This is a genomic window from Romboutsia sp. CE17 (genome assembly GCF_012317385.1).
GTDB lineage: Bacteria > Bacillota > Clostridia > Peptostreptococcales > Peptostreptococcaceae > Romboutsia_E.
This window is the reverse complement of sequence record NZ_CP051144.1, coordinates 902,875-921,783: the sequence shown is the minus strand read 5'-3', so window position 1 is coordinate 921,783 and position 18,909 is coordinate 902,875. Positions and strand designations below refer to the sequence as shown.

At 25.7% G+C, this 18,909-nt stretch carries 19 protein-coding genes; 7 read left to right on the top strand and 12 right to left on the bottom strand.

Annotation, left to right across the window (positions count from 1 at the left end):
• Nucleotides 1–46: 46 nt before the first annotated feature.
• The 3 genes from bcp to HF520_RS04380 all read right to left on the bottom strand — a co-directional run bounded on the left by bcp (nucleotide 47) and on the right by HF520_RS04380 (nucleotide 3,945).
• Nucleotides 47–502: a thioredoxin-dependent thiol peroxidase gene (bcp, locus tag HF520_RS04390; protein WP_168572869.1), complete on the bottom strand. Its 456-nt coding sequence runs from the start codon at nucleotides 500–502 to the stop codon at nucleotides 47–49.
• A gap of 72 nt (nucleotides 503–574) precedes the next feature.
• Complete coding sequence (locus tag HF520_RS04385) at nucleotides 575–1,309, bottom strand: NERD domain-containing protein (protein ID WP_168574746.1); 735 nt, start codon at nucleotides 1,307–1,309, stop codon at nucleotides 575–577.
• Between the two features lie 74 nt (nucleotides 1,310–1,383).
• Nucleotides 1,384–3,945 carry a DEAD/DEAH box helicase family protein gene (locus tag HF520_RS04380; protein ID WP_168572868.1) on the bottom strand — a complete coding sequence of 854 codons (2,562 nt, stop codon included), beginning with the start codon at nucleotides 3,943–3,945 and terminating at the stop codon, nucleotides 1,384–1,386.
• 100 nt (nucleotides 3,946–4,045) lie between these two features.
• Here HF520_RS04380 and HF520_RS04375 point away from each other — a divergent pair, with 100 nt between their 5' ends.
• Nucleotides 4,046–4,354, top strand: a complete 309-nt coding sequence (locus HF520_RS04375; RefSeq protein WP_168572867.1) for a nucleoside triphosphate pyrophosphohydrolase — start codon at nucleotides 4,046–4,048, stop codon at nucleotides 4,352–4,354.
• 44 nt (nucleotides 4,355–4,398) lie between these two features.
• On the opposite strand, the gene HF520_RS04370 is transcribed toward HF520_RS04375, so the two are convergent.
• Nucleotides 4,399–5,388, bottom strand: coding sequence for a hypothetical protein (locus tag HF520_RS04370; protein WP_168572866.1), 990 nt, complete (start codon nucleotides 5,386–5,388; stop codon nucleotides 4,399–4,401).
• Nucleotides 5,389–5,500: 112 nt separating this feature from the next.
• Between HF520_RS04370 and HF520_RS04365 the strand changes: the two genes are divergently transcribed.
• Nucleotides 5,501–5,683: a ribbon-helix-helix domain-containing protein gene (locus HF520_RS04365; protein WP_243155193.1), complete on the top strand. Its 183-nt coding sequence runs from the start codon at nucleotides 5,501–5,503 to the stop codon at nucleotides 5,681–5,683.
• Nucleotides 5,684–5,914: 231 nt separating this feature from the next.
• On the opposite strand, the gene HF520_RS04360 is transcribed toward HF520_RS04365, so the two are convergent.
• From HF520_RS04360 to HF520_RS04345, 4 genes are all read right to left on the bottom strand, one after another.
• Nucleotides 5,915–6,727 (bottom strand): nitroreductase family protein, encoded by an 813-nt coding sequence (locus tag HF520_RS04360; RefSeq protein ID WP_168572864.1) that lies wholly within the window; start codon nucleotides 6,725–6,727, stop codon nucleotides 5,915–5,917.
• Between the two features lie 33 nt (nucleotides 6,728–6,760).
• Nucleotides 6,761–7,126 (bottom strand): HIT family protein, encoded by a 366-nt coding sequence (locus tag HF520_RS04355; protein WP_168572863.1) that lies wholly within the window; start codon nucleotides 7,124–7,126, stop codon nucleotides 6,761–6,763.
• 323 nt (nucleotides 7,127–7,449) lie between these two features.
• The gene (locus HF520_RS04350) at nucleotides 7,450–7,803 is read right to left on the bottom strand and encodes a hypothetical protein (RefSeq protein ID WP_168572862.1); all 354 of its coding nucleotides are present in this window, start codon (nucleotides 7,801–7,803) and stop codon (nucleotides 7,450–7,452) included.
• Between the two features lie 314 nt (nucleotides 7,804–8,117).
• On the bottom strand, nucleotides 8,118–8,504 hold the full coding sequence (locus HF520_RS04345) for a desulfoferrodoxin family protein (protein WP_168572861.1): 387 nt from the start codon (nucleotides 8,502–8,504) through the stop codon (nucleotides 8,118–8,120).
• Nucleotides 8,505–8,656: 152 nt separating this feature from the next.
• Here HF520_RS04345 and HF520_RS04340 point away from each other — a divergent pair, with 152 nt between their 5' ends.
• From HF520_RS04340 to HF520_RS04325, 4 genes are all read left to right on the top strand, one after another.
• Nucleotides 8,657–9,097: a MarR family winged helix-turn-helix transcriptional regulator gene (locus HF520_RS04340; protein WP_168572860.1), complete on the top strand. Its 441-nt coding sequence runs from the start codon at nucleotides 8,657–8,659 to the stop codon at nucleotides 9,095–9,097.
• 77 nt (nucleotides 9,098–9,174) lie between these two features.
• A complete protein-coding gene (locus tag HF520_RS04335; protein WP_168572859.1) occupies nucleotides 9,175–10,554 on the top strand; it encodes an MATE family efflux transporter in 1,380 nt (459 codons plus the stop codon).
• A gap of 134 nt (nucleotides 10,555–10,688) precedes the next feature.
• Nucleotides 10,689–11,078, top strand: coding sequence for a GntR family transcriptional regulator (locus HF520_RS04330; RefSeq protein WP_168572858.1), 390 nt, complete (start codon nucleotides 10,689–10,691; stop codon nucleotides 11,076–11,078).
• On the top strand, nucleotides 11,071–12,177 hold the full coding sequence (locus tag HF520_RS04325) for a DUF1648 domain-containing protein (RefSeq protein WP_168572857.1): 1,107 nt from the start codon (nucleotides 11,071–11,073) through the stop codon (nucleotides 12,175–12,177). The genes HF520_RS04330 and HF520_RS04325 overlap by 8 nt, the downstream gene beginning before the upstream one ends.
• Nucleotides 12,178–12,358: 181 nt before the next feature.
• Here HF520_RS04325 and HF520_RS04320 read toward each other — a convergent pair whose 3' ends face one another.
• Entirely contained in the window at nucleotides 12,359–12,718 is a 360-nt protein-coding gene (locus tag HF520_RS04320; protein WP_168572856.1) for a hypothetical protein, read from the bottom strand.
• Nucleotides 12,719–13,066: 348 nt separating this feature from the next.
• On the opposite strand from HF520_RS04320, the gene HF520_RS04315 reads away from it, so the two are divergent.
• Nucleotides 13,067–15,331, top strand: coding sequence for a glycoside hydrolase family 3 protein (locus HF520_RS04315; RefSeq protein WP_168572855.1), 2,265 nt, complete (start codon nucleotides 13,067–13,069; stop codon nucleotides 15,329–15,331).
• Nucleotides 15,332–15,545: 214 nt separating this feature from the next.
• Here HF520_RS04315 and HF520_RS04310 read toward each other — a convergent pair whose 3' ends face one another.
• The 3 genes from HF520_RS04310 to HF520_RS04300 form a co-directional block, all read right to left on the bottom strand.
• Nucleotides 15,546–17,153, bottom strand: a complete 1,608-nt coding sequence (locus HF520_RS04310) for an EAL domain-containing protein (RefSeq protein ID WP_168572854.1) — start codon at nucleotides 17,151–17,153, stop codon at nucleotides 15,546–15,548.
• Between the two features lie 511 nt (nucleotides 17,154–17,664).
• Entirely contained in the window at nucleotides 17,665–18,612 is a 948-nt protein-coding gene (locus HF520_RS04305) for an aldo/keto reductase (RefSeq protein ID WP_168572853.1), read from the bottom strand.
• A 43-nt stretch (nucleotides 18,613–18,655) separates the two neighbouring features.
• Nucleotides 18,656–18,859, bottom strand: coding sequence for an NAD(P)-dependent oxidoreductase (locus HF520_RS04300; protein WP_207711027.1), 204 nt, complete (start codon nucleotides 18,857–18,859; stop codon nucleotides 18,656–18,658).
• Nucleotides 18,860–18,909 lie beyond the last annotated feature (50 nt).

The window sequence follows — 18,909 nt, the reverse complement described above, 5'->3', positions numbered from 1 at the left end:
TCTTTAAATTAAAAAAGAACTAGACTTTATATCTAGCTCTTTTTATCTATCCTAAGTATTCTAATATTTCCCCTGCATTTTTATCAGTTTTAACTTTGTTGTATACTTTTTCTATTATTCCATTTTCATCTATTATATATGTAGTTCTTACAACTCCCATGCTTACTTTTCCGTACAACTTCTTTTCTTGCCATACATCATAAGCTTGTATAGCTTCTAACTCTGGATCTGATAATAGTATAAATGGTAACTCGTGTTTTGTAGCAAATCTTTCATGTGAAGCTACACTATCTTTGCTTATTCCTATAACTACAACATCTTTTGATTTAAATTCTTCATAATTATCTCTAAATGCACACGCTTGCTTTGTACATCCTGGAGTATTGTCTCTAGGATAAAAATATAATACTACTTTTTTATTTTTGAAGTCTGATAGACTTACTATGTTTCCATCTTTGTCTTGTAGTTTAAAGTCTGGTGCTTTTGTTCCTGCTTCTAACATAATTTCACTCCTATAATATATTTTATATTAGGTATTATACCAAATATTAGTAGGTTTAAACTGTATTATGATTTATAACTTATATGTATATTTACATTTTGGATAAGATTTACAGCCTAAAAATTCTCCATATTTTCCGCTTCTCTTTACTAACTCACTATTACATTTAGGGCATATCTTATTTTTATCTTCTAATGTACTCTTTATATTTTTTATATGAGATTTAATATCTTGTCTTATACTCGCCATACTACTTAAAACTTTATTTAAATATTCTTTTACCTCTTCATTAGTTAATACTTCTACTGTATATGAGGTTATTGTTGATATTAGATCTCTTTCATTTATCACTTTCACATTATTACTTGATATATCAATTTTTTTTAATAATGATTTATCTCCAAATACTATTATAGAGTAAATCTCTTTACCTGTTCCTATTATATTTTCTAGTGCTTTTATATGCCCATAGTTTTGAGCTACTGGATTATAAAATATATTTCTCGATTTTCCTATTACCTGTGTCCAAGTTTTATCATATTCACTACCGTAAATATCGCCTATAAAGTTTTTATTTTCTATAACAAATATCCCATAGTTAGATATTACCAAGTGATCTATTTGAGTTGTTTTACCTTTATTTGGTATAATTATGTTACTTATTACCCTATATTTATTTCTTTCTAGTCTATCTAGTCTAAATTCTTGTCTTAACTCTCCTAATGATCCTTTAATTTCTACTTTATCTTGTTTTGATAAATTTGGTTTATCTTCTTTAAATATTTTATTTAATATACTTTTTATCATCTAATACTCCCCCTGTTGATTATTCTAGTATAATTTTCATAAGTGTAAGTATTTCTACTAAATAATTTTAAAATTTAGAACTTTTTATTGCGTTCAAATCTATTTTTATAATATTCTTTAGTTCTAAAATCTATAGCATCTTTAACATTTCTTAGGAAATATGCATTGTTTAAAAATGGCTTTAATTCTTCATTTAAGCACACATAATCCCCTTCTAAATAGAAAAACTCACTACTGCTCTTACATAAAAACTTAACTGGATTTTTTCTAGCTAAACTTATATACTGTTTTTCTTCCCAACTCTTAAAATTTGAAGTTGACTTATCTCTAAGCATATCAACTGCATTAGATCCTATGCTATAAAATTCTTTAAATGACTTGTATAAATCATTATCATTTATTTTTAATTTCATATATCCATTATTATAAAAAGCTAATAGTACTGGTATCTTATAGGTTTTACTCATACTTGTATTTTCTATAAAATTTATAAACTCATAAGCAATACTATCTTTTATGCTAGCTTCTTCCCCATTAATTTCATTTATTAAATCTAAGAACTTAATATAATCTTTGAATATATTTAGTTTTGCTTTTTTCTTCATATTAACATAAGCCATATCATCCATATAGGTAAACATTTCTACTCTAGAAGGTGCATATCCTAAATCTAGCTTTACTTTATAAAATTCTTCTTTAATAATATCTTCTAACTTTTGATTTGCTTTTCTCATATTTTCAAAGATATCTATTATTCTAAAATCAAAGTCTATAAAGCAATCTTCTGGATAATCTTCTTCATTAGGTATATAACTTTCTCCATTTTTACCTATGCTAACTTTACCTGTTAATAAGTAAGGAACTAAATTTGCTTTTTTATAATTTCCTATAAAATCTAGTACATTAAGGTATTTTTTATCTTTGGATATTCTAAGTCCTCTACCAAGCTGTTGTAAAAATATTGTACTAGACTGAGTAGGTCTTAAAAATAAAACCATATCTATTTCCTTTACATCTAGTCCTTCATTAAACATATCTACAGAGAATATTATTTGAAGTTCTTCATTTCTTAGCTTTTGTAAAGCAATATTTCTATCTTCATTATATTGACCTTCGTTTCCGCTATATACAGCACATGCTTTTATATTATTTTCATTGAAGAATTTTGCCATAAATTCTGCATGAGCTTTACTAGTACAGAATCCCAGAGCCCTTTTTGATTTATATTTCTTATAATGATTTAATATTAAGTTTGCTCTTTTATTTATACTCAAAGCTTCTTCTAATTGCTTATCATTGTATTTTCCATTTTTGAATTCTATATTATCATAATTTACACTTTCATCGTAAATCCCATAATATCTAAATGGCACTAACCAACCTTTATTTATTGCATCCTTTAAAGAAACTTCATATACAGTATTATAATCACAAATACTAAATACATCTTTGTTATCCATTCTATCTGGAGTGGCTGTAATTCCTAGTAAAAATTTAGGCTTGAAGTAATTTATTATATTTTGATAATTTTTAGATACTGCATGATGAAATTCGTCAACTACTATATAATCAAAATAATCTTCTGAAAAATATTCTTCTTTTAAATACTCTTTTTTCCCTAAACTTTGTACCGATGCGAAAACTATATCCTTATTAGTATCTTTTATTGAATTCATGAAATATCCCATATTATATTCTTCTACATTCGAATTTAACTTATCATCATATAGATTATTTTCAATTTTATTACTTTCGGCTACTATACACATACTATTACTAAATTCATCATCTATATTAGAATTTATAATTTTATCTTTTCTTATGTTTTTGAAGCTTTCATAAGCTTGTTTTAAAATTTCTTCTCTATGGGCTACAAATAAAACTTTATTGAATTCTCTACTATCAAATGCTGCTAAGTATGTTTTTCCTATTCCTGTAGCCGCTACTACTAATCCTTTATCATAACCTTCTTCTCGACTTTTTTTCAGTTGATATAATGCTTCTATTTGAGCTCCTCTTGGCTCAAATAAATTTACTATATTATCTTTATCCTCTTTATATATATAATTTATAGGATCTTCTTTACTTGATGAAGTTGAGTATAACTTAGGCTTTTTCCAAGTTTTTGAGTATCTTTCTAACTCTATATCATCTACTATTATTGATTCATTGTTAAATAAATCTTCAAACATAATTTTATAGTAATTAAAATCTTCTTCTGATTTACATTTATCAATCCTATAATTCCATTCTATTCCACTAGTTAATGCTGATCGTGATAAATTAGATGAACCTATAAATATTTCCCCTCCATTATCGTATTCAAATATATATGCCTTTGGATGAAAACTTCTTTTTGTATCGTTATAAAATCTTAAATCTACATTTTCTCCTAGTATATCTTTTAAAAGATATAATGCTGATGGCTGAGTTATATTTAGATAGTTCCCTGTTAATATTCTTATTGGTATGTTTTTATTTTTAATTTCTTCTAAGTCTTCTTTTATTAGCTTTACTCCCGATTCCATTAAGAATGAAACTATTATGTCTATTGATTTTGCACTATGTAAACTTTGTTGTATATGTTTATATAGATGATCGTTATTACCTGTTATGCAATTTATGTTTAAATTCATATTAATTCTCCCCTATTTTGATAATATTTATATTGTATCATTTTTTGACATTGTTATTTATAGGGTTTATAATTTTTTTATTAAGTTTTAGGAGGTTTTTATGAAAATTTATGATAAGTTAGTTAGAGATAGAATTCCTGAGATTATTGAGGAATCTGGTAAAAAATGTGAAGTTGAGGTTGTTAGTAATGAGGTAGCCCTTGAATACCTTTATAAGAAGTTAGGTGAAGAGGTTGAGGAGCTTTTGACTGATAGAAATGTTGATGAAATTGCTGATGTTATGGAAGTATTGTTTGCTATTGCTAGTAAATATGGTTATGCTGAGGACGAGGTTCTCGAGGTTAGGAATGGTAAGAAGTCTGCTAGAGGTGGATTTGAGGATAATATAGTTTTGAAGAAGGTATTATAAAAACCTAAAGATTCAGATTGAACCTTTAGGTTTTATTTTTAAATTTATAAATATAACTTATTCCCTAGATATTCCTCTGGACATAAATTTAATCTTTTAGCTTTTGTAAGAATATTACTATAACATTTATACTTAATACCACAAATTCTACATAAGTCTTCCCAATAATATAACTCTATATTATGATCCTTACTAAATAACTCAAATTTTTCCTTTTGATTTCCTTTATCATATAATTCATAATTAATTCCTTTAATTTCAATATACTTATCTTCTTTCACTAGATAAAAATCTGGAGTATATCTCTTTCCATCTTCTAATTTAAATATATTTGGTTCATACTCAAACTCTATATCATTTACGATTAAATAATTGGCAAATATAACTTCATATCCAGATCTACAATTCACTCTTTGACCATCATTCTTAATAAAGTACCATCTATATTTACTATATAAATTATAATGACATATATTAGACATTCTCTTACTAGATTGTTCTCTAGCATAACAACCACAAGAAACTCTATATCCTGACTTAACCCTTGAATAGAAATCTTTGACTATATTTCCACAATCACATTTATATATCATATAATATCTATTCTTTTTAGTATCTTTTTCTATATTAATAATAGTTAATCTACCATATTTTTCTCCTATCTTACTAAATGCTTCATGATAGTTTTTATCTTGGTAGTTTTCAAAATTCTTATAACATCCACAACTTCTTGTATCTCCATTAGTTAAATATTTTGCCTTAACCTTTGCAAGATTTCCACATTCACATCTACATAAATATAATCTTCTTCTATCTTTTGTATTTTTTAATCTTTTAATTACTGTTAATTTTCCATATACTTTTCCTACTAGGTCTTCATATCTAGTTTTTGTAGATAGATTATTTTCTTCTAATATTCTTACTATTGTATTTTTACCTATTCTTAACTCTTTAGCAATTTGAATCTGTGTATATCCTTTATCTATAAGATCTATTAATTTATTTATATCAACATGTATTTTATTTCTGCCCATTTTATATCCTCCATTAATTAGTGATTCATTAGTGATGTCACTATTATGTTTCTCAAATATCACCATGTTATTAATGGAAATTTTTTGGTTATAATACAGTTGAGGTGATTTGATGATTAATAAAGATATTAATATGAGAACTACTTTGACTATACCTAAAGAGTTAAAATCTCATTTAGAGGTATTGGCTAAGGAAGATAATAGAAGTGTGAATAATTTAATTGTCACTATTTTAGATGATTATGTGAAAGAAAATATGTGTAAAGTAAATAATAATAATAATAAAAGCTTCTAATATTTCAAGCTGAAATATTAGAAACTTCTTAATAGATAATGTATATAAATCTAAATATTCAATAAAAAATATTCTTTTTATTATCATAGTAAAAATACTAGATATGATGATTAGTATTATATTTTTAATATAATAGCTTGATAGATTATCAATAGTTACAATTTGATTTATTTGACTATATATAAATTCTATTAGTGGATTTTCTTTACATTCTTCAAAGTTAGATTTATCTTACTCACATACCCAAGATATAACATATTTAAATTTGCTATCTATATTATTAGACTCATCAAATTCAAATCTTCCATCTAATTCTTTTTCTTGTAATGTTAAATGAAAATGACAAATAGCTATTCCTATATCGATTTTATTCATTTCATTCTTATAATCCATATAGAAGTGGAATTTATTTTTATCTTTTAGAATTCTCCACGGTTGCTTATTTAAAGCTGATGGAGCTAATCTAACCATTTCTAATACTTCTAAATACTCTCCTGACTCTTCTTTTGAAAGTCCTTTGTTAAAACTTCCATTAAAGAAAATCTCAGAAAAATCTTTTCTTTTATCATTGTTATTTCCAATTAATCTTGAAATAAATGATTTCTTACCACCCTCATATCCTACTGGCGATACTATTGGAAGTATTTCATTTTCAGTTAAATTCATAGCTTTAAAGAATTCCCCTTTATTGAAAGTTCCTCCTAACCATACTGTACCAAGACCTAATGATGTACAGTATAAAACTAATTTTTCAAAGGTATATCCTAATGCTTCTAGGCTAAAGTCTTCATTTTTACATGCGACTGCTAAAAAGTAATTAGCTCCTTTTATTACACCATAAGTACCAAGTTTAAATTCCTTATTGTATTCACTTTTTTCTATTAGTTTAATTCTTATTTCTTTATTAAATGGATTTTCTATTTTATTTATGTAGTTTTCTATTTTTTGTATTATTTCTTTTGATAGCGTCTGATTATCGTAGTTTCTTACTGATTTTCTTAATTTTATACTTTCTATTACTGATTTTTCAAATTTATTATTCATAATTATTATATCTCCTTGAATAATTGTATTTATCTAATATTTCATTTTCTCTGGTATTACACCTCTTACTCCTCCTTGAGGAGATGATGTGTCTCCCTTATATCTAGGAATTAGATGCACATGTACATGCATTACTGTTTGTCCTGAGTATTCGCCACAATTTACTCCTATATTATAAGCATCTGGTGAGTATTTTTCATCTAGTAGTTTTTTACCTTCATCTGCTAATTCAAATATTGCTTCTCGCTCTTCCTTTGTTATATCGAAAAAATCTTTTACATGTCTTTTGGGTATAAATAACATATGACCTTTGTTTACTGGAAATTTATCAAATATAGCATATGCTAGTTCATTTTCTAAGATATAATGGTCTTTCATGTTACAAAATATACAGTTCATAATCTTCTCCTTGAAATTAAATTCTCTATTTTTATAAATATTAATAAACTGATTAAAATTTAAAGTCACCTTTATCAAAATATTTATACACCCTTATTTTAAAATACATTACTTATTATAAATCTTTTATAAGTTGTTATAAATATAATTTGAATTATTATTTTCTAATTTGCCTATACCTTCAATCTTTACAGCAATATTATCAAATTTTATTTCATATATTCTATAATTCATTAATTATTTGCATTATAAAATTCTAAAAGTCCCTAATATACTTTTAGAATTTTATAATGGTTATTTCTGTATACTTTTTATAATTTCATCTATTTACTATTTGTCTGACTTATTTTGTCTATTTTTAATTTTTTATTTCTTTCATTAGTTAATGTAATTTCGCTTCCACATTTTTCACATTTCACTACTATAGATAATATAAATAGTTTTGATTCGAAAAATAATACATATATTAATAATAATAATCTAAAATATAATACCGATGATAATAATAATATAGGTATTGTTATCCATCCTATTATAGGTATAAGTGCTATACATCCTACTGTCAGTAATATCGCTATAATTGTATTTATCATAGTTGACTTAAATAATCTTATATTTGAGTACTCTCCACAATTAGGACATTTAATTCTATTTACTATCCTTCTAATGTAAATCACCATCCTACCTATATTTATAATTAATAATATTAAAATATAATAATCATTATTTTTTTAGTATTATTAATTATTATATTTTAAATAAGCTATCAAAGTGCTTGTCCAAAAAATAAATTTATATAAATTTATATGGAATATAAATTTTTAAATAGTATAGTTGGAAGTGATTCTATTATCAATAAGAATATTAATAATCTAAAAAAGGCTATAGATCAAATATATCTATAGCCTTTGAATATGTTATTTTTATATTTATTAATATTTTTAAAGTTTTTCAATAGCAATAAAGTATAACTAAAAAATATATATAATCTCTATAATTCTACTTTCCATAATCCATGAAGATTACAATAAGCATATACTTCTAGTAGTTTATCATCTTCAGTTAATGCAAATTCTATAGTTGGCTCACCATTTATTTCTAAATATTTACGTTGTCCACCTTGTGTTGTTAAAAGATATATCCAACTTATATGATGCTCTTGTGTCATAGGGTGTAATGTACTTCCAACTTGTACTTTTACTTTGTTGTCATTTACATCTACTACTGGTATATGCTTTTCTACTGAAGCTTCAGTTGTATTTGCTACTAATTCATCCATTTGTTTACCACAACAGACTACTTTAGGCCCTTTACTTTCTACCATTTCTATTATGTTGCCACATACACTACATATAAAAAATTTTTTTGAATTATTCATTTTATAATCCTCCCCGTAATATAAAAATACTAACCTCTAATATTTATGTTTTGATTAATTAAACTATACTTATTTTATTTACTATTGACATGAATATATTATACTAGTTATTATAGTTTTGCGCAAAATATATATTAGAAGGTGATTCTACTATGAATAAAGATAAACTTAAACTAGGACTTGATATTAATAAAATAAACCATATAATTTCAAGAAAAGTAGACGCTGCTGTAATTAATGCAATAGATGATAACTTAACTGTATCTCAAGCTTATGTAATAGATTTTATTTATAATATAGAAAAAAACAAAGATATATTTCAAAAAGATTTAGAAAAAAAGTTTGATCTAAAACGTTCATCTGTTAGTCTTATGTTGAATAATATGGAAAAAAGTGATTTAATTCAAAGAGTTCCAGTTGCTGAAGATGCTAGGTTAAAAAAAATAGTTTTGACAGAGAAGTCTATAGAACTTAATGAGAAAATCTCTAACGCAATTGATTCAATTGAAAATAAATTATCAAAAGATTTAACCGAAGAAGAAATAAAAGTATTTTATAGAGTACTTAATAAAATACGAAATAGTCTAGATTAATTATTTAAACTCTAGACTATAACATCTTACATTAATATTGTTTTGTGCAAAACTTAATTTTAAAAGGAGATTGATATATGGCAAAAATATCTAATTTTACAGAAGGAAAAATCTTCTCTCCCCTACTAAGATTTACAATCCCTATATTGATGGCGTTGTTTTTACAAACTATGTATGGAGCTGTAGATTTACTTGTAGTTGGTCAATTTGGTAATGCTGCTGATGTATCTGCAGTTTCAACAGGAAGTCAGATAATGACTGCTATAACATCAATGATTACAGGACTTACTATGGGAATTACCATATTAATAGGTCAAAAACTTGGTGAAGGAAAAAGAAAAGATGCTGGAAATGTTGTAGGAAGTGGTATTTCAATTTTTGCAATTATAGCTATTATTGTAACTGTTATTGTTGTTACTTTTTCATCATCTATTACAACTATAATGAATGTACCATCAGAAGCTTTTGATAGCACAGTTTCATATCTAAAAATTTGTGCTATGGGTGCTGTTTTTATAGTTTCTTATAATGTTATCGGAGGAGTGTTCAGAGGACTTGGAGATTCAAAAACACCACTTATTACAGTGGCAATAGCATGTGTTGTAAATATCGTAGGCGATTTAATATTTGTTGGTATATTTAAAATGGCTGCAACAGGTGCAGCTTATGCTACTGTACTAGCTCAAGCAATTAGTGTTATTTTATCTTTAATATTAATTAAAAGACGTGGACTTCCTTTTGATTTTTCAAGAGAAAGTATAAAGTTTCACAAGGGTTTAACTTCACAAATAATAAAATTTGGTGCACCTATAGCTCTACAAGATATGCTTGTAAACTTATCTTTCTTAGTAATTGTAATGATAGGTAATTCAATGGGTGTAATTGCATCAGCAGGTATGGGTGTTGCTCAAAAACTGGTTGGATTTATAATGTTAATACCATTATCATTCTCTCAGGCTGTATCTGCATTTGTTGCTCAAAATTATGGTGCGAAAAAATACGATAGAGCTAAAAAAGTTCTTCTTTATTCTGTATCTGCGTCTCTATGTTGTGGAATTGTAATGTTCTATGTTACATTCTTCCATGGAAACTTACTTGCTCAGATATTCACTAAAGATGAAGCTGTTATTTTCGCATCTTGGGACTATATGAAATCTTATGGAATTGATTGCTTATTTACTGCTATAATGTTCTGTATGGTAGGATATTTCAATGGTTGTGGTAAAACGACTTTCGTTATGATACAAGGTATAGTAGGTGCATTCTGCGTAAGAATACCAGTATCTTTTATTATGAGTAAAATAGAACCAGTATCACTATTTAAAGTAGGTCTTGCAACACCAATATCTACTTTTGTCCAAATTATATTGTGTGTATCTTTCTTTATATTCTTATCAAAGAAATCATCAAAAGAAAGAGAAGATGATGTGTACTTAGATATAGCTAAGGAAGCTTAATTTAAATAGATTTATATAAAGTAAAAACTCTATCTTAAATTTATAATAAGATAGAGTTTTTTAGTTGCAATTTCGTTTTCATTGTTATATATTATATATAACAAATATATTTAATATAATAAGAGGTGACAAATATGATACTGAACTTAGATTTTAACAGCGATGTTCCTATATATACACAAATTAAGGAACAAATTATAAAATCTATTGCAAGTGGTGATTTAAAATTAAATGAATCATTACCATCAGTTAGAAATATGGCAGAAGAAATAGGAGTTAATCTTCATACTGTAAATAAATCATATAATTTACTTAAAGATGAAGGATATATAAATATCGATAGAAGAAAAGGTGCTATAGTAAATAATCTCCCTCTCGATAAAAAAGATGAAAATGTTGAAAAAATCAAATCTACATTAGAGCTTCTAACTGCACAGAGTTATCTTCTAGGTATGTCTAAAGAAGAATTTATAGATTATAGCAATAAATTATTTGATAAATATGGGGTGAAAGATTATGAATAGTACTTTAGCAGTTATAATAAATATACCAATGTTATTCTTGGTGTATGTATTAATGTATTTTACTCAAGCATTAAGTGGAAAAAGACAATTTTATGGTGTTAGTTTAAATAGTGATTATTTTGCAAAAAAAGAATTTAAAAATTTAGATAAAAAGTTTAAGCTGCTTCTTACTGTAGGATTTATTGCGTTTGTAATAATTACATTAGTTAGTATTTATATATTTGAGGCTTACTTAGCTTCTTCTATTATTCCAATATTAGGATTTTGTCTATATCAATTTATTATATTTGTATATATTCATAATAAGGTGAAAGCTTTAAAGCAAGATTTGTCTTTAGAAATACATGATTTAGAGTTAAAGAAGACTAAGATAATACTAGATACTGATTTTATTAATGAAAAGAATAGAATTATAAAGAAATACTCTATGCTATTTTGGATTCCACTTATAATTAATCTACTAGTTGCAATATATACAGCTACTCAATATAATTCAATGCCTGATATTATCCCTACTCACTGGGGCTTTACTGGTGAAGCAGATGCATTTTCACAAAAATCATTTTTTAGTGTTTTTGGTAATGTGTTTATGAGTATTGGAGTTGGAATAATAATATATATTAGTTCTGTAAACTCTTTAAAAAGTAGAGCTAAGTTAAATTCTGATAATATCAATGAAAGCAAAAAAGCTCATTTAAATTATTTAAATAAAATTGCTTTTACTTTCTTTATACTAAATTTATCATGCCAAGTTTTATTTATTAACATATTAATTGCTACAGTTAATGCTAGTAATGTAAATACTTATATAATGTGGACTGCTACAATATTATTAGTTGTATCTTCTATTTATCAAACATACGTGTATTATAAGTCACCAAGTAAATATAAAGATGCTGTTTATTCTGTAGATGATGATGATGATAATTGGATATTTGGAAGTATATATAATAATCATAATGATCCATCTTTATTTGTTCAGAAAAGATTTGGTGTAGGCTGGACTGTTAATATCGGAAGTATTAAAGGAAAGATATTATTCTTTTCTCCTTTTATAATAGTTATAGTTATACTATTTATTGCCTTTAATATACAATGATAGTTTAATTATATAATAAAAATTTTCATTAAACATCATAATAGAGCAATAGATTTTACTCTATTGCTCTATTACTTTAAAGTTTCAATTTTACTTATATCAGATTAAACCTTTTATATTAAAAAACTTTGATAATTTTTGATCATCATATCCTGTAAATAAAGCCAGTAATTTATAATAATTAAATTCCATAATGAATTATCCACTTATTTTCCTTAATTGCATCAGATATTTTATTTATTAATACTTCAAGCTCTTCTGATTTACAATCTAAATTTTCTTCAGTAACAATATTCAAAAATTCCGTAAGAGATTTCGGAGGTATCAAAGTTATCCCGTAATACGAGAGGTCTTTATAAGGTCTATTTGTATTATATGCGAATGTTTCAAGTTTTTTCATTTTACTTCCAAACCCCTTATGATATATTTCATCAATTAAATCACCATCTACAGAAATACAATTATATTTTTTAGGTTCATAAGTATAATCTTTATTTTCTTCAATATAATCAATTATTCCAAACTCGTGACTATAAGTCATTATTACAACTCCTTTGCCTCATTAATTTTTAGAGTTTAATAAACTACTGCCTTCTTATTTTCAATCACTTAATAATAAATATATCCCTTAGATTCTTCAACATACTCCTAATAATAGCTTTTATTTACTATGGTTTCACTTAATTTTACATTTTCATATTTAAATTTTAACATAGTAAAATTATATAATATATCAAAAGTATTATAAAAAATCAAAAATAATGTGAAAAATCTACTACTATCATTTATAATATATTACATAACTAGATAGTTAAGTAATATATTATAAATGATATATAAAATTAATAATCAATTAAACAAATTAAAAGTAAAAGGGGAAGTTCTATCTATGAAAAAATGGACAGAAATCAAAAAACATGGATACAACATTATATTAAATGAAGGTGGACAATCCATAGCTTACTCACCAGACTCAGGAGTTAAGATAATAGAAGAAGATGGATATGCTTTTAAAAACTTAAGTAAAAGTGGAAAGCTAGAAAAATATGAAGACTGGAGATTACCTGTAGAAGAAAGAGCTAAGGACTTAGCATCTAAAATGACTGTAGAACAAATCGCAGGATTAATGCTTTATAGTGCGCATCAATCTATTTCAACTAAGGATGACTTCTTTTCTAAAGTATTTTCAGGTACATATAATGGTAAAAAATTTGAAGAATCTAATGCTAAAATAACTGATTTAACTGATCAGCAAAAAAATTTCTTATTAAATGATAATTTAAGGCATGTATTAATAACAGTTGTAAATGATGCTAAGACTGCTGCTTTATGGAATAATAATGTTCAAGCTTTTGTAGAAAAAATAGGTTTTGGAATACCAGTGAACATAAGCACTGATCCAAGACATGGAGCAAGTGCAGATACAGAATTTAATGCAGGCGCAGGTGGAGATATTTCAAAATGGCCAGAGCCACTAGGTCTTGCTGCTACTTTTGATAGTGAATTGGTTAGAAACTTTGGACAAATAGCAGCTAAAGAATATAGAGCTTTAGGAATAACTACAGCTTTATCTCCACAGGTAGATATAGCAACAGAGCCAAGATGGATGAGGTTTGATGGTACTCTTGGAGAAGACCCAATTTTATCAAGAGATTTAGGAGAAGCTTATTGTGATGGTTTCCAAACTTCATATGGTGATTCTGAAATAAATGATGGTTGGGGATATGATAGTGTAAATGCAATGGTTAAACATTGGCCAGGTGGCGGTAGTGGTGAAAGTGGTAGAGATGCTCACTATGCTTATGGCAAGTTTGCTGTTTATCCAGGAGATAACTTTGATGAACATCTAATACCTTTTACAGAAGGCGCTTTTAAATTAAAAGGAAAAACTAAAAAAGCCTCTGCTATAATGCCTTACTATACTATATCTTATAACCAAGATAAGAAAAACGGTGAAAATGTAGGGAATTCATATAACAAGTATATAATAAGTGATTTATTAAGAGATAAATATGAATATGATGGAGTTGTATGCACAGACTGGAATATTACTAAGGATAATCATGTAGTTGATGCCTTCATGTCTGGAAAATGTTGGGGTGTTGAAAATCTTTCTGTGGATGAAAGACATTATAAGGCACTTATGGCTGGTGTTGACCAGTTCGGTGGAAATAATGAGGTTCAACCTGTTCTTAATGCATATTATATGGGTGTTAAAGAACACGGAGAAAAATTTATGCGTGAAAGATTTGAAAAGTCTGCAGTAAGATTACTACTTAATATATTCCGAACTGGATTATTTGAAAATCCATATTTAGATGCAGATAAATCTCAAGAGTTAGTTGGTAATCCTAAATTTATGCAAGCTGGATATGATGCACAATTAAAATCATTAGTTATGTTAAAAAATAAAAACAATGTACTTCCAATAAAAGAAAGAAAAAAAGTGTATATTCCAAAAAGAAAAATAAAAGAAAGTAAAGACTGGTTTGGTAATGTAATACCTGCCAGAGAGATTGAACCTGCTAGTAAATCTATAGTTGAAAAATATTTTGATGTTGTAGATGATCCAAAAGAAGCTGATTTTTCAATAGTATTTATAGAATCTCCTAAAACTGTTGGATATACAAAAGAAGATGGCTACTTGCCAATAAGTTTACAGTATAGACCATATACTGCAGTAAATTCAAGAAAAACAAGTATTGCAGGTGGAGACCCATTAGAATCATCAACTAATAGATCTTATTTAGGAAAAACTAACTTTGCTAGTAATGAATCTGATTTAAATATAATATTAGAAACAAGAAAAGCTATAGGTCAAAAACCTGTAATAGTCTCTTTAAATATGACAAACCCAACTATAGTGGAAGAATTTGAGCGTTCTGTAGATGCAATAATTGCAGACTTCGGAGCTCAAACACAAGCTATAATGGATATAATTAGTGGTAACATAAATCCAAGTGGATTATTACCATTTAATATGCCTGCTAATATGAGAACGGTTGAAAATCAGTGCGAAGATATTCCTCATGATATGGAATGTTATAAGGATGAGTTAGGAAATGTATATAAGTTTGCATATGGTCTTGATTTTAGTGGAGTTATAGATGACGATAGAGTAAAAAAATATACAGTTAAAGAATTAAGTATATAATAAATTAATAAATCCCCTTAGCTAAAAAATTATATTCATTAAAGTTAATTAAATATCAAATTTTTCATATTTAGGTTTAAGATTGTAGTCCTTTATTAAGGTTACAACCTTAAACCTAATATTTCAAGACTATATTTTGTATTTTTATAAATGTTTAATGCATAAAAAACACATTGATAAAAATATCAATGTGTTTTCGTATATTTATTTAGTATTAAAGTTTTTCAATATCTTCTATATACATAGGCTTATTATAGTAATATCCTTGTACATATAAAAAGTCATTATTTATATTCTTTATAATAATATCTTGATATTCCTCTTCAACACCTTCTAATACGATAGATCTATTTTTAACTGATGCTATTCTACATATAAATAGTATTATTTCATTTATAATTATATTTTCGCCAATTCCATCAATAAAATTTTTATCTACCTTTATAATATCAATGTCTAACATTTCAAGTATATCTAAATTTGAGTACTCTACTCCAAAATCATCTATTGCAATTTTAAAGCCTGCATCTTTTAAATATTTTATATTGCTCTTTATTTTATCTATATCATTTGCCTTAACTCTTTCAATTATTTCAAGACAAATTTTATTCTTCTCTAAATTTGATTTATATAATGTTTCAATGGCATTTTTAACAAATTTATCATTTTCAAGTTCGTTTAAAGACAAATTAATCGAAATATAAAAATCCTTTTCATTCATACATTCAAAATTTTTAATTTTTTTATAATCTTTAATAGCTTTTTCAAGTATCCAAATAGATACATCAAATAACATATTATTTTTTTCAATTTCTGGTATGAATTTATAAGTAGGAATGATTTTGTTATTTTCATCTACTAATCTTAATAAACCTTCAAAACCAACTATTTCTTTATTTCTGGGATTATAAATAGGTTGATATTGTAATAAATACTGATTATTATTTATTCTATTTTTAATTTTATTTCTTATAAGATTCTTTTTTATTCTTGGTATTATTAAAAATAAAATTATCATTAGAGATAATACTGTTATTATTATTAATAAAACCATCTCTTTAAAGGAAACTATATTATATTCTTCATTAAAGTATTTATTAGTAAGTTTATTAATTTTATATTTCTCTTTTAGTCCAAATTTATCAATAGCTCTATCCATATTATTTAATATAGACTCACTATTTTTATTGCCCGCTAAATAAACTTGATGTCCTACAAATTCATAAATTTTATTATATTTACTGTTTTTATAACCACTATCAATCATTACATCAATTTTATCTTCTTCTATTAGTTTTTCTAAACCTTCATAGTCTTCATCAAAAACAATTTCTATATTAATATTATTAGATTTGAAATAATCTAATACCCATTCTACATTGTAATCATCTTCAACTAGACCAACTCTTACTACATTAAATTTTTCTAAATCATTTATATTAATATCTTTATTAGTAAAAATACCAAACTTTTCTTTTGAAATACTATTCTTATTAAATATTATATTTTCTGAATTTTTAATGTCGATAGGAATTCCTGGCATAATATCTATATAGCCATCTTCTAGTTTTTTTAATCCATCAGAAATACTGCATACAATGTATTCATATTCAAAGTCATAATGTTTCTTTAACAGATTAAAAAAATCATTATAATACCCACTAATGTTCCCTTCATCATCTACAATAATATAAGGATCATATTCATATACCCCTATTTTTATTTCATCTTTAATATTTTCGTTTTGTGAATATACATTTATCGATAAGATGTTTATAAATAATATTATAAACACAAAATATTTGAAGTTTATATAAATCATCCCCTTTATATATAATTATACTTATATATAGTTTCTTCCAAATCATAACATGTTTGTACATTTTAGGAAATGACTTTTAATTATAAAAATCTATTCCTATTATTAAAATACTTATTATATTTTAAAATAGTTACTATCATCGTCAAAATTTATAATTATATTCCTTTATTCTACAATATGCATAATTTTATACAAATCATATATTCTAATTTATTTAATATAATAATCATAATATTTATTAAGTTTATTTGTGAATTTACTAAAACCATATAACCTAGTTGTAATGCGGTTCATCATTGTCTATTTAGGAGTTTAATATGAAAAAGATGGAGTAGCAAAATATAACTCCATCCTCTTCTAGTTTATAAAATCCTTTAATAAATTTCTATTATTTTTCCTATAATCAATATTAAATTATCAATATCTATGATTACTGAAATATTTCCATGCTATTTTTTGTTATGCTTAACGATATTTTATAACTCTTTTTAAATTTTTATTTAAATTTAAATTAAAATCTAAAGTCATCTTTATCAAAATTTATATTTATTGTCTTCATAAAATCTTCTAATTGCTCTATCTTACTTGCACCAGCTAGAGGCACCATATTAACATCTTGATTTAAAATATAACCTAACAGAATTTTGGATGTTGTAGCACTATATTTTTCTTTTAAATAATTTATCTGCTTTGCTCTTTTTAAGTTTCCTTCAGTATAGTAAGGACTATCAATAACAGCTTCTTTTCCTTTAGTTTCAAGCTTTTGAAAAAATCCACTACATAATCCAAAGTATGGCATCGCTAAATTATTCGAGTTTTTATGATAGTCCATCATTTCTTTATCCATAGTTACCATAGTCTCATCTGGGAATGGCTTCATATTATCAGATGCAAGATTAAATAACATTTGATTAGCTACAAATCCTCTATATCCCTTTTCCTTACAGTAATTATCTGCTTCTATCATTCTTTTAGTTGTCCAGTTTGAGCATCCATAATATCTTATTTTACCTTCTCTTACGAATCCTTCCATAACGTCTATTAGGTCACTTACAGGTTGACTTAAATCATCTCTGTGATAAAAGTATATATCTATACAATTTATACCTAAAGCATTTAAACTTAAGTTTAAATCATACTCCATATCCTCTTTACTCATTCTACTTACATTCATAGTGTCCATTTTAGGATGACCACCTTTAGTCATTATAACTAAGTCATCTCTTTTTCCTCTATGTCTTATCCAATCACCTATTACTCTTTCTGCGCGACCTATTTCTGGTTCAACCCAATCAGAATAGATTCTTGCACAATCTATAACATTTCCACCTAGATTAACATATCTTTCTAATATTTCAAATGCATCTTCATTATCCCATGCAAGTCCAGCATTTACTGTTCCAAATCCTATTTTACTTAATACTAAATTAGTATTTTCTATTTTTATATTGTTTGACATCTTTATCCATCCTTGTTATTAATACTAATAGTTATAAATTATATTATACTATAAGAGCTTTTTCATCAACTACAGATCCTCTTGAATAATTTATAAAATATGCTGTTTTTTTCATCAGATTAAATTCTTTTTCTCCTATAAATCCTCTTGTATCTGGCGTTACCTTAAGGTAAACACTCACAAAATCAGATTCTTTTAAAAAAGTTTCTAAAGATACTTTCTTTTGACATGGCTCTTCTACATCCACTTCACAAACGTAAGGGTCATATATATATGTTGAACTCTATATTAGCCCAA

Bases quoted from the DNA above. Each gene is read 5' to 3' on its own strand.
- HF520_RS04360 (WP_168572864.1), bottom strand. From the start codon at position 6,727: ATGAATAATAAATTTGAAAAATCAGTAATAGAAAGTATAAAATTAAGA.
- HF520_RS04305 (WP_168572853.1), bottom strand. From the start codon at position 18,612: ATGTCAAACAATATAAAAATAGAAAATACTAATTTAGTATTAAGTAAA.
- HF520_RS04355 (WP_168572863.1), bottom strand. From the start codon at position 7,126: ATGAACTGTATATTTTGTAACATGAAAGACCATTATATCTTAGAAAAT.
- HF520_RS04315 (WP_168572855.1), top strand. From the start codon at position 13,067: ATGAAAAAATGGACAGAAATCAAAAAACATGGATACAACATTATATTA.
- HF520_RS04345 (WP_168572861.1), bottom strand. From the start codon at position 8,504: ATGAATAATTCAAAAAAATTTTTTATATGTAGTGTATGTGGCAACATA.
- HF520_RS04370 (WP_168572866.1), bottom strand. From the start codon at position 5,388: ATGGGCAGAAATAAAATACATGTTGATATAAATAAATTAATAGATCTT.
- HF520_RS04335 (WP_168572859.1), top strand. From the start codon at position 9,175: ATGGCAAAAATATCTAATTTTACAGAAGGAAAAATCTTCTCTCCCCTA.
- HF520_RS04375 (WP_168572867.1), top strand. From the start codon at position 4,046: ATGAAAATTTATGATAAGTTAGTTAGAGATAGAATTCCTGAGATTATT.
- HF520_RS04340 (WP_168572860.1), top strand. From the start codon at position 8,657: ATGAATAAAGATAAACTTAAACTAGGACTTGATATTAATAAAATAAAC.
- HF520_RS04385 (WP_168574746.1), bottom strand. From the start codon at position 1,309: ATGATAAAAAGTATATTAAATAAAATATTTAAAGAAGATAAACCAAAT.
- HF520_RS04325 (WP_168572857.1), top strand. From the start codon at position 11,071: ATGAATAGTACTTTAGCAGTTATAATAAATATACCAATGTTATTCTTG.
- HF520_RS04380 (WP_168572868.1), bottom strand. From the start codon at position 3,945: ATGAATTTAAACATAAATTGCATAACAGGTAATAACGATCATCTATAT.
- HF520_RS04310 (WP_168572854.1), bottom strand. From the start codon at position 17,153: ATGATTTATATAAACTTCAAATATTTTGTGTTTATAATATTATTTATA.
- HF520_RS04365 (WP_243155193.1), top strand. From the start codon at position 5,501: ATGATTAATAAAGATATTAATATGAGAACTACTTTGACTATACCTAAA.
- bcp (WP_168572869.1), bottom strand. From the start codon at position 502: ATGTTAGAAGCAGGAACAAAAGCACCAGACTTTAAACTACAAGACAAA.
- HF520_RS04330 (WP_168572858.1), top strand. From the start codon at position 10,689: ATGATACTGAACTTAGATTTTAACAGCGATGTTCCTATATATACACAA.
- HF520_RS04320 (WP_168572856.1), bottom strand. From the start codon at position 12,718: ATGACTTATAGTCACGAGTTTGGAATAATTGATTATATTGAAGAAAAT.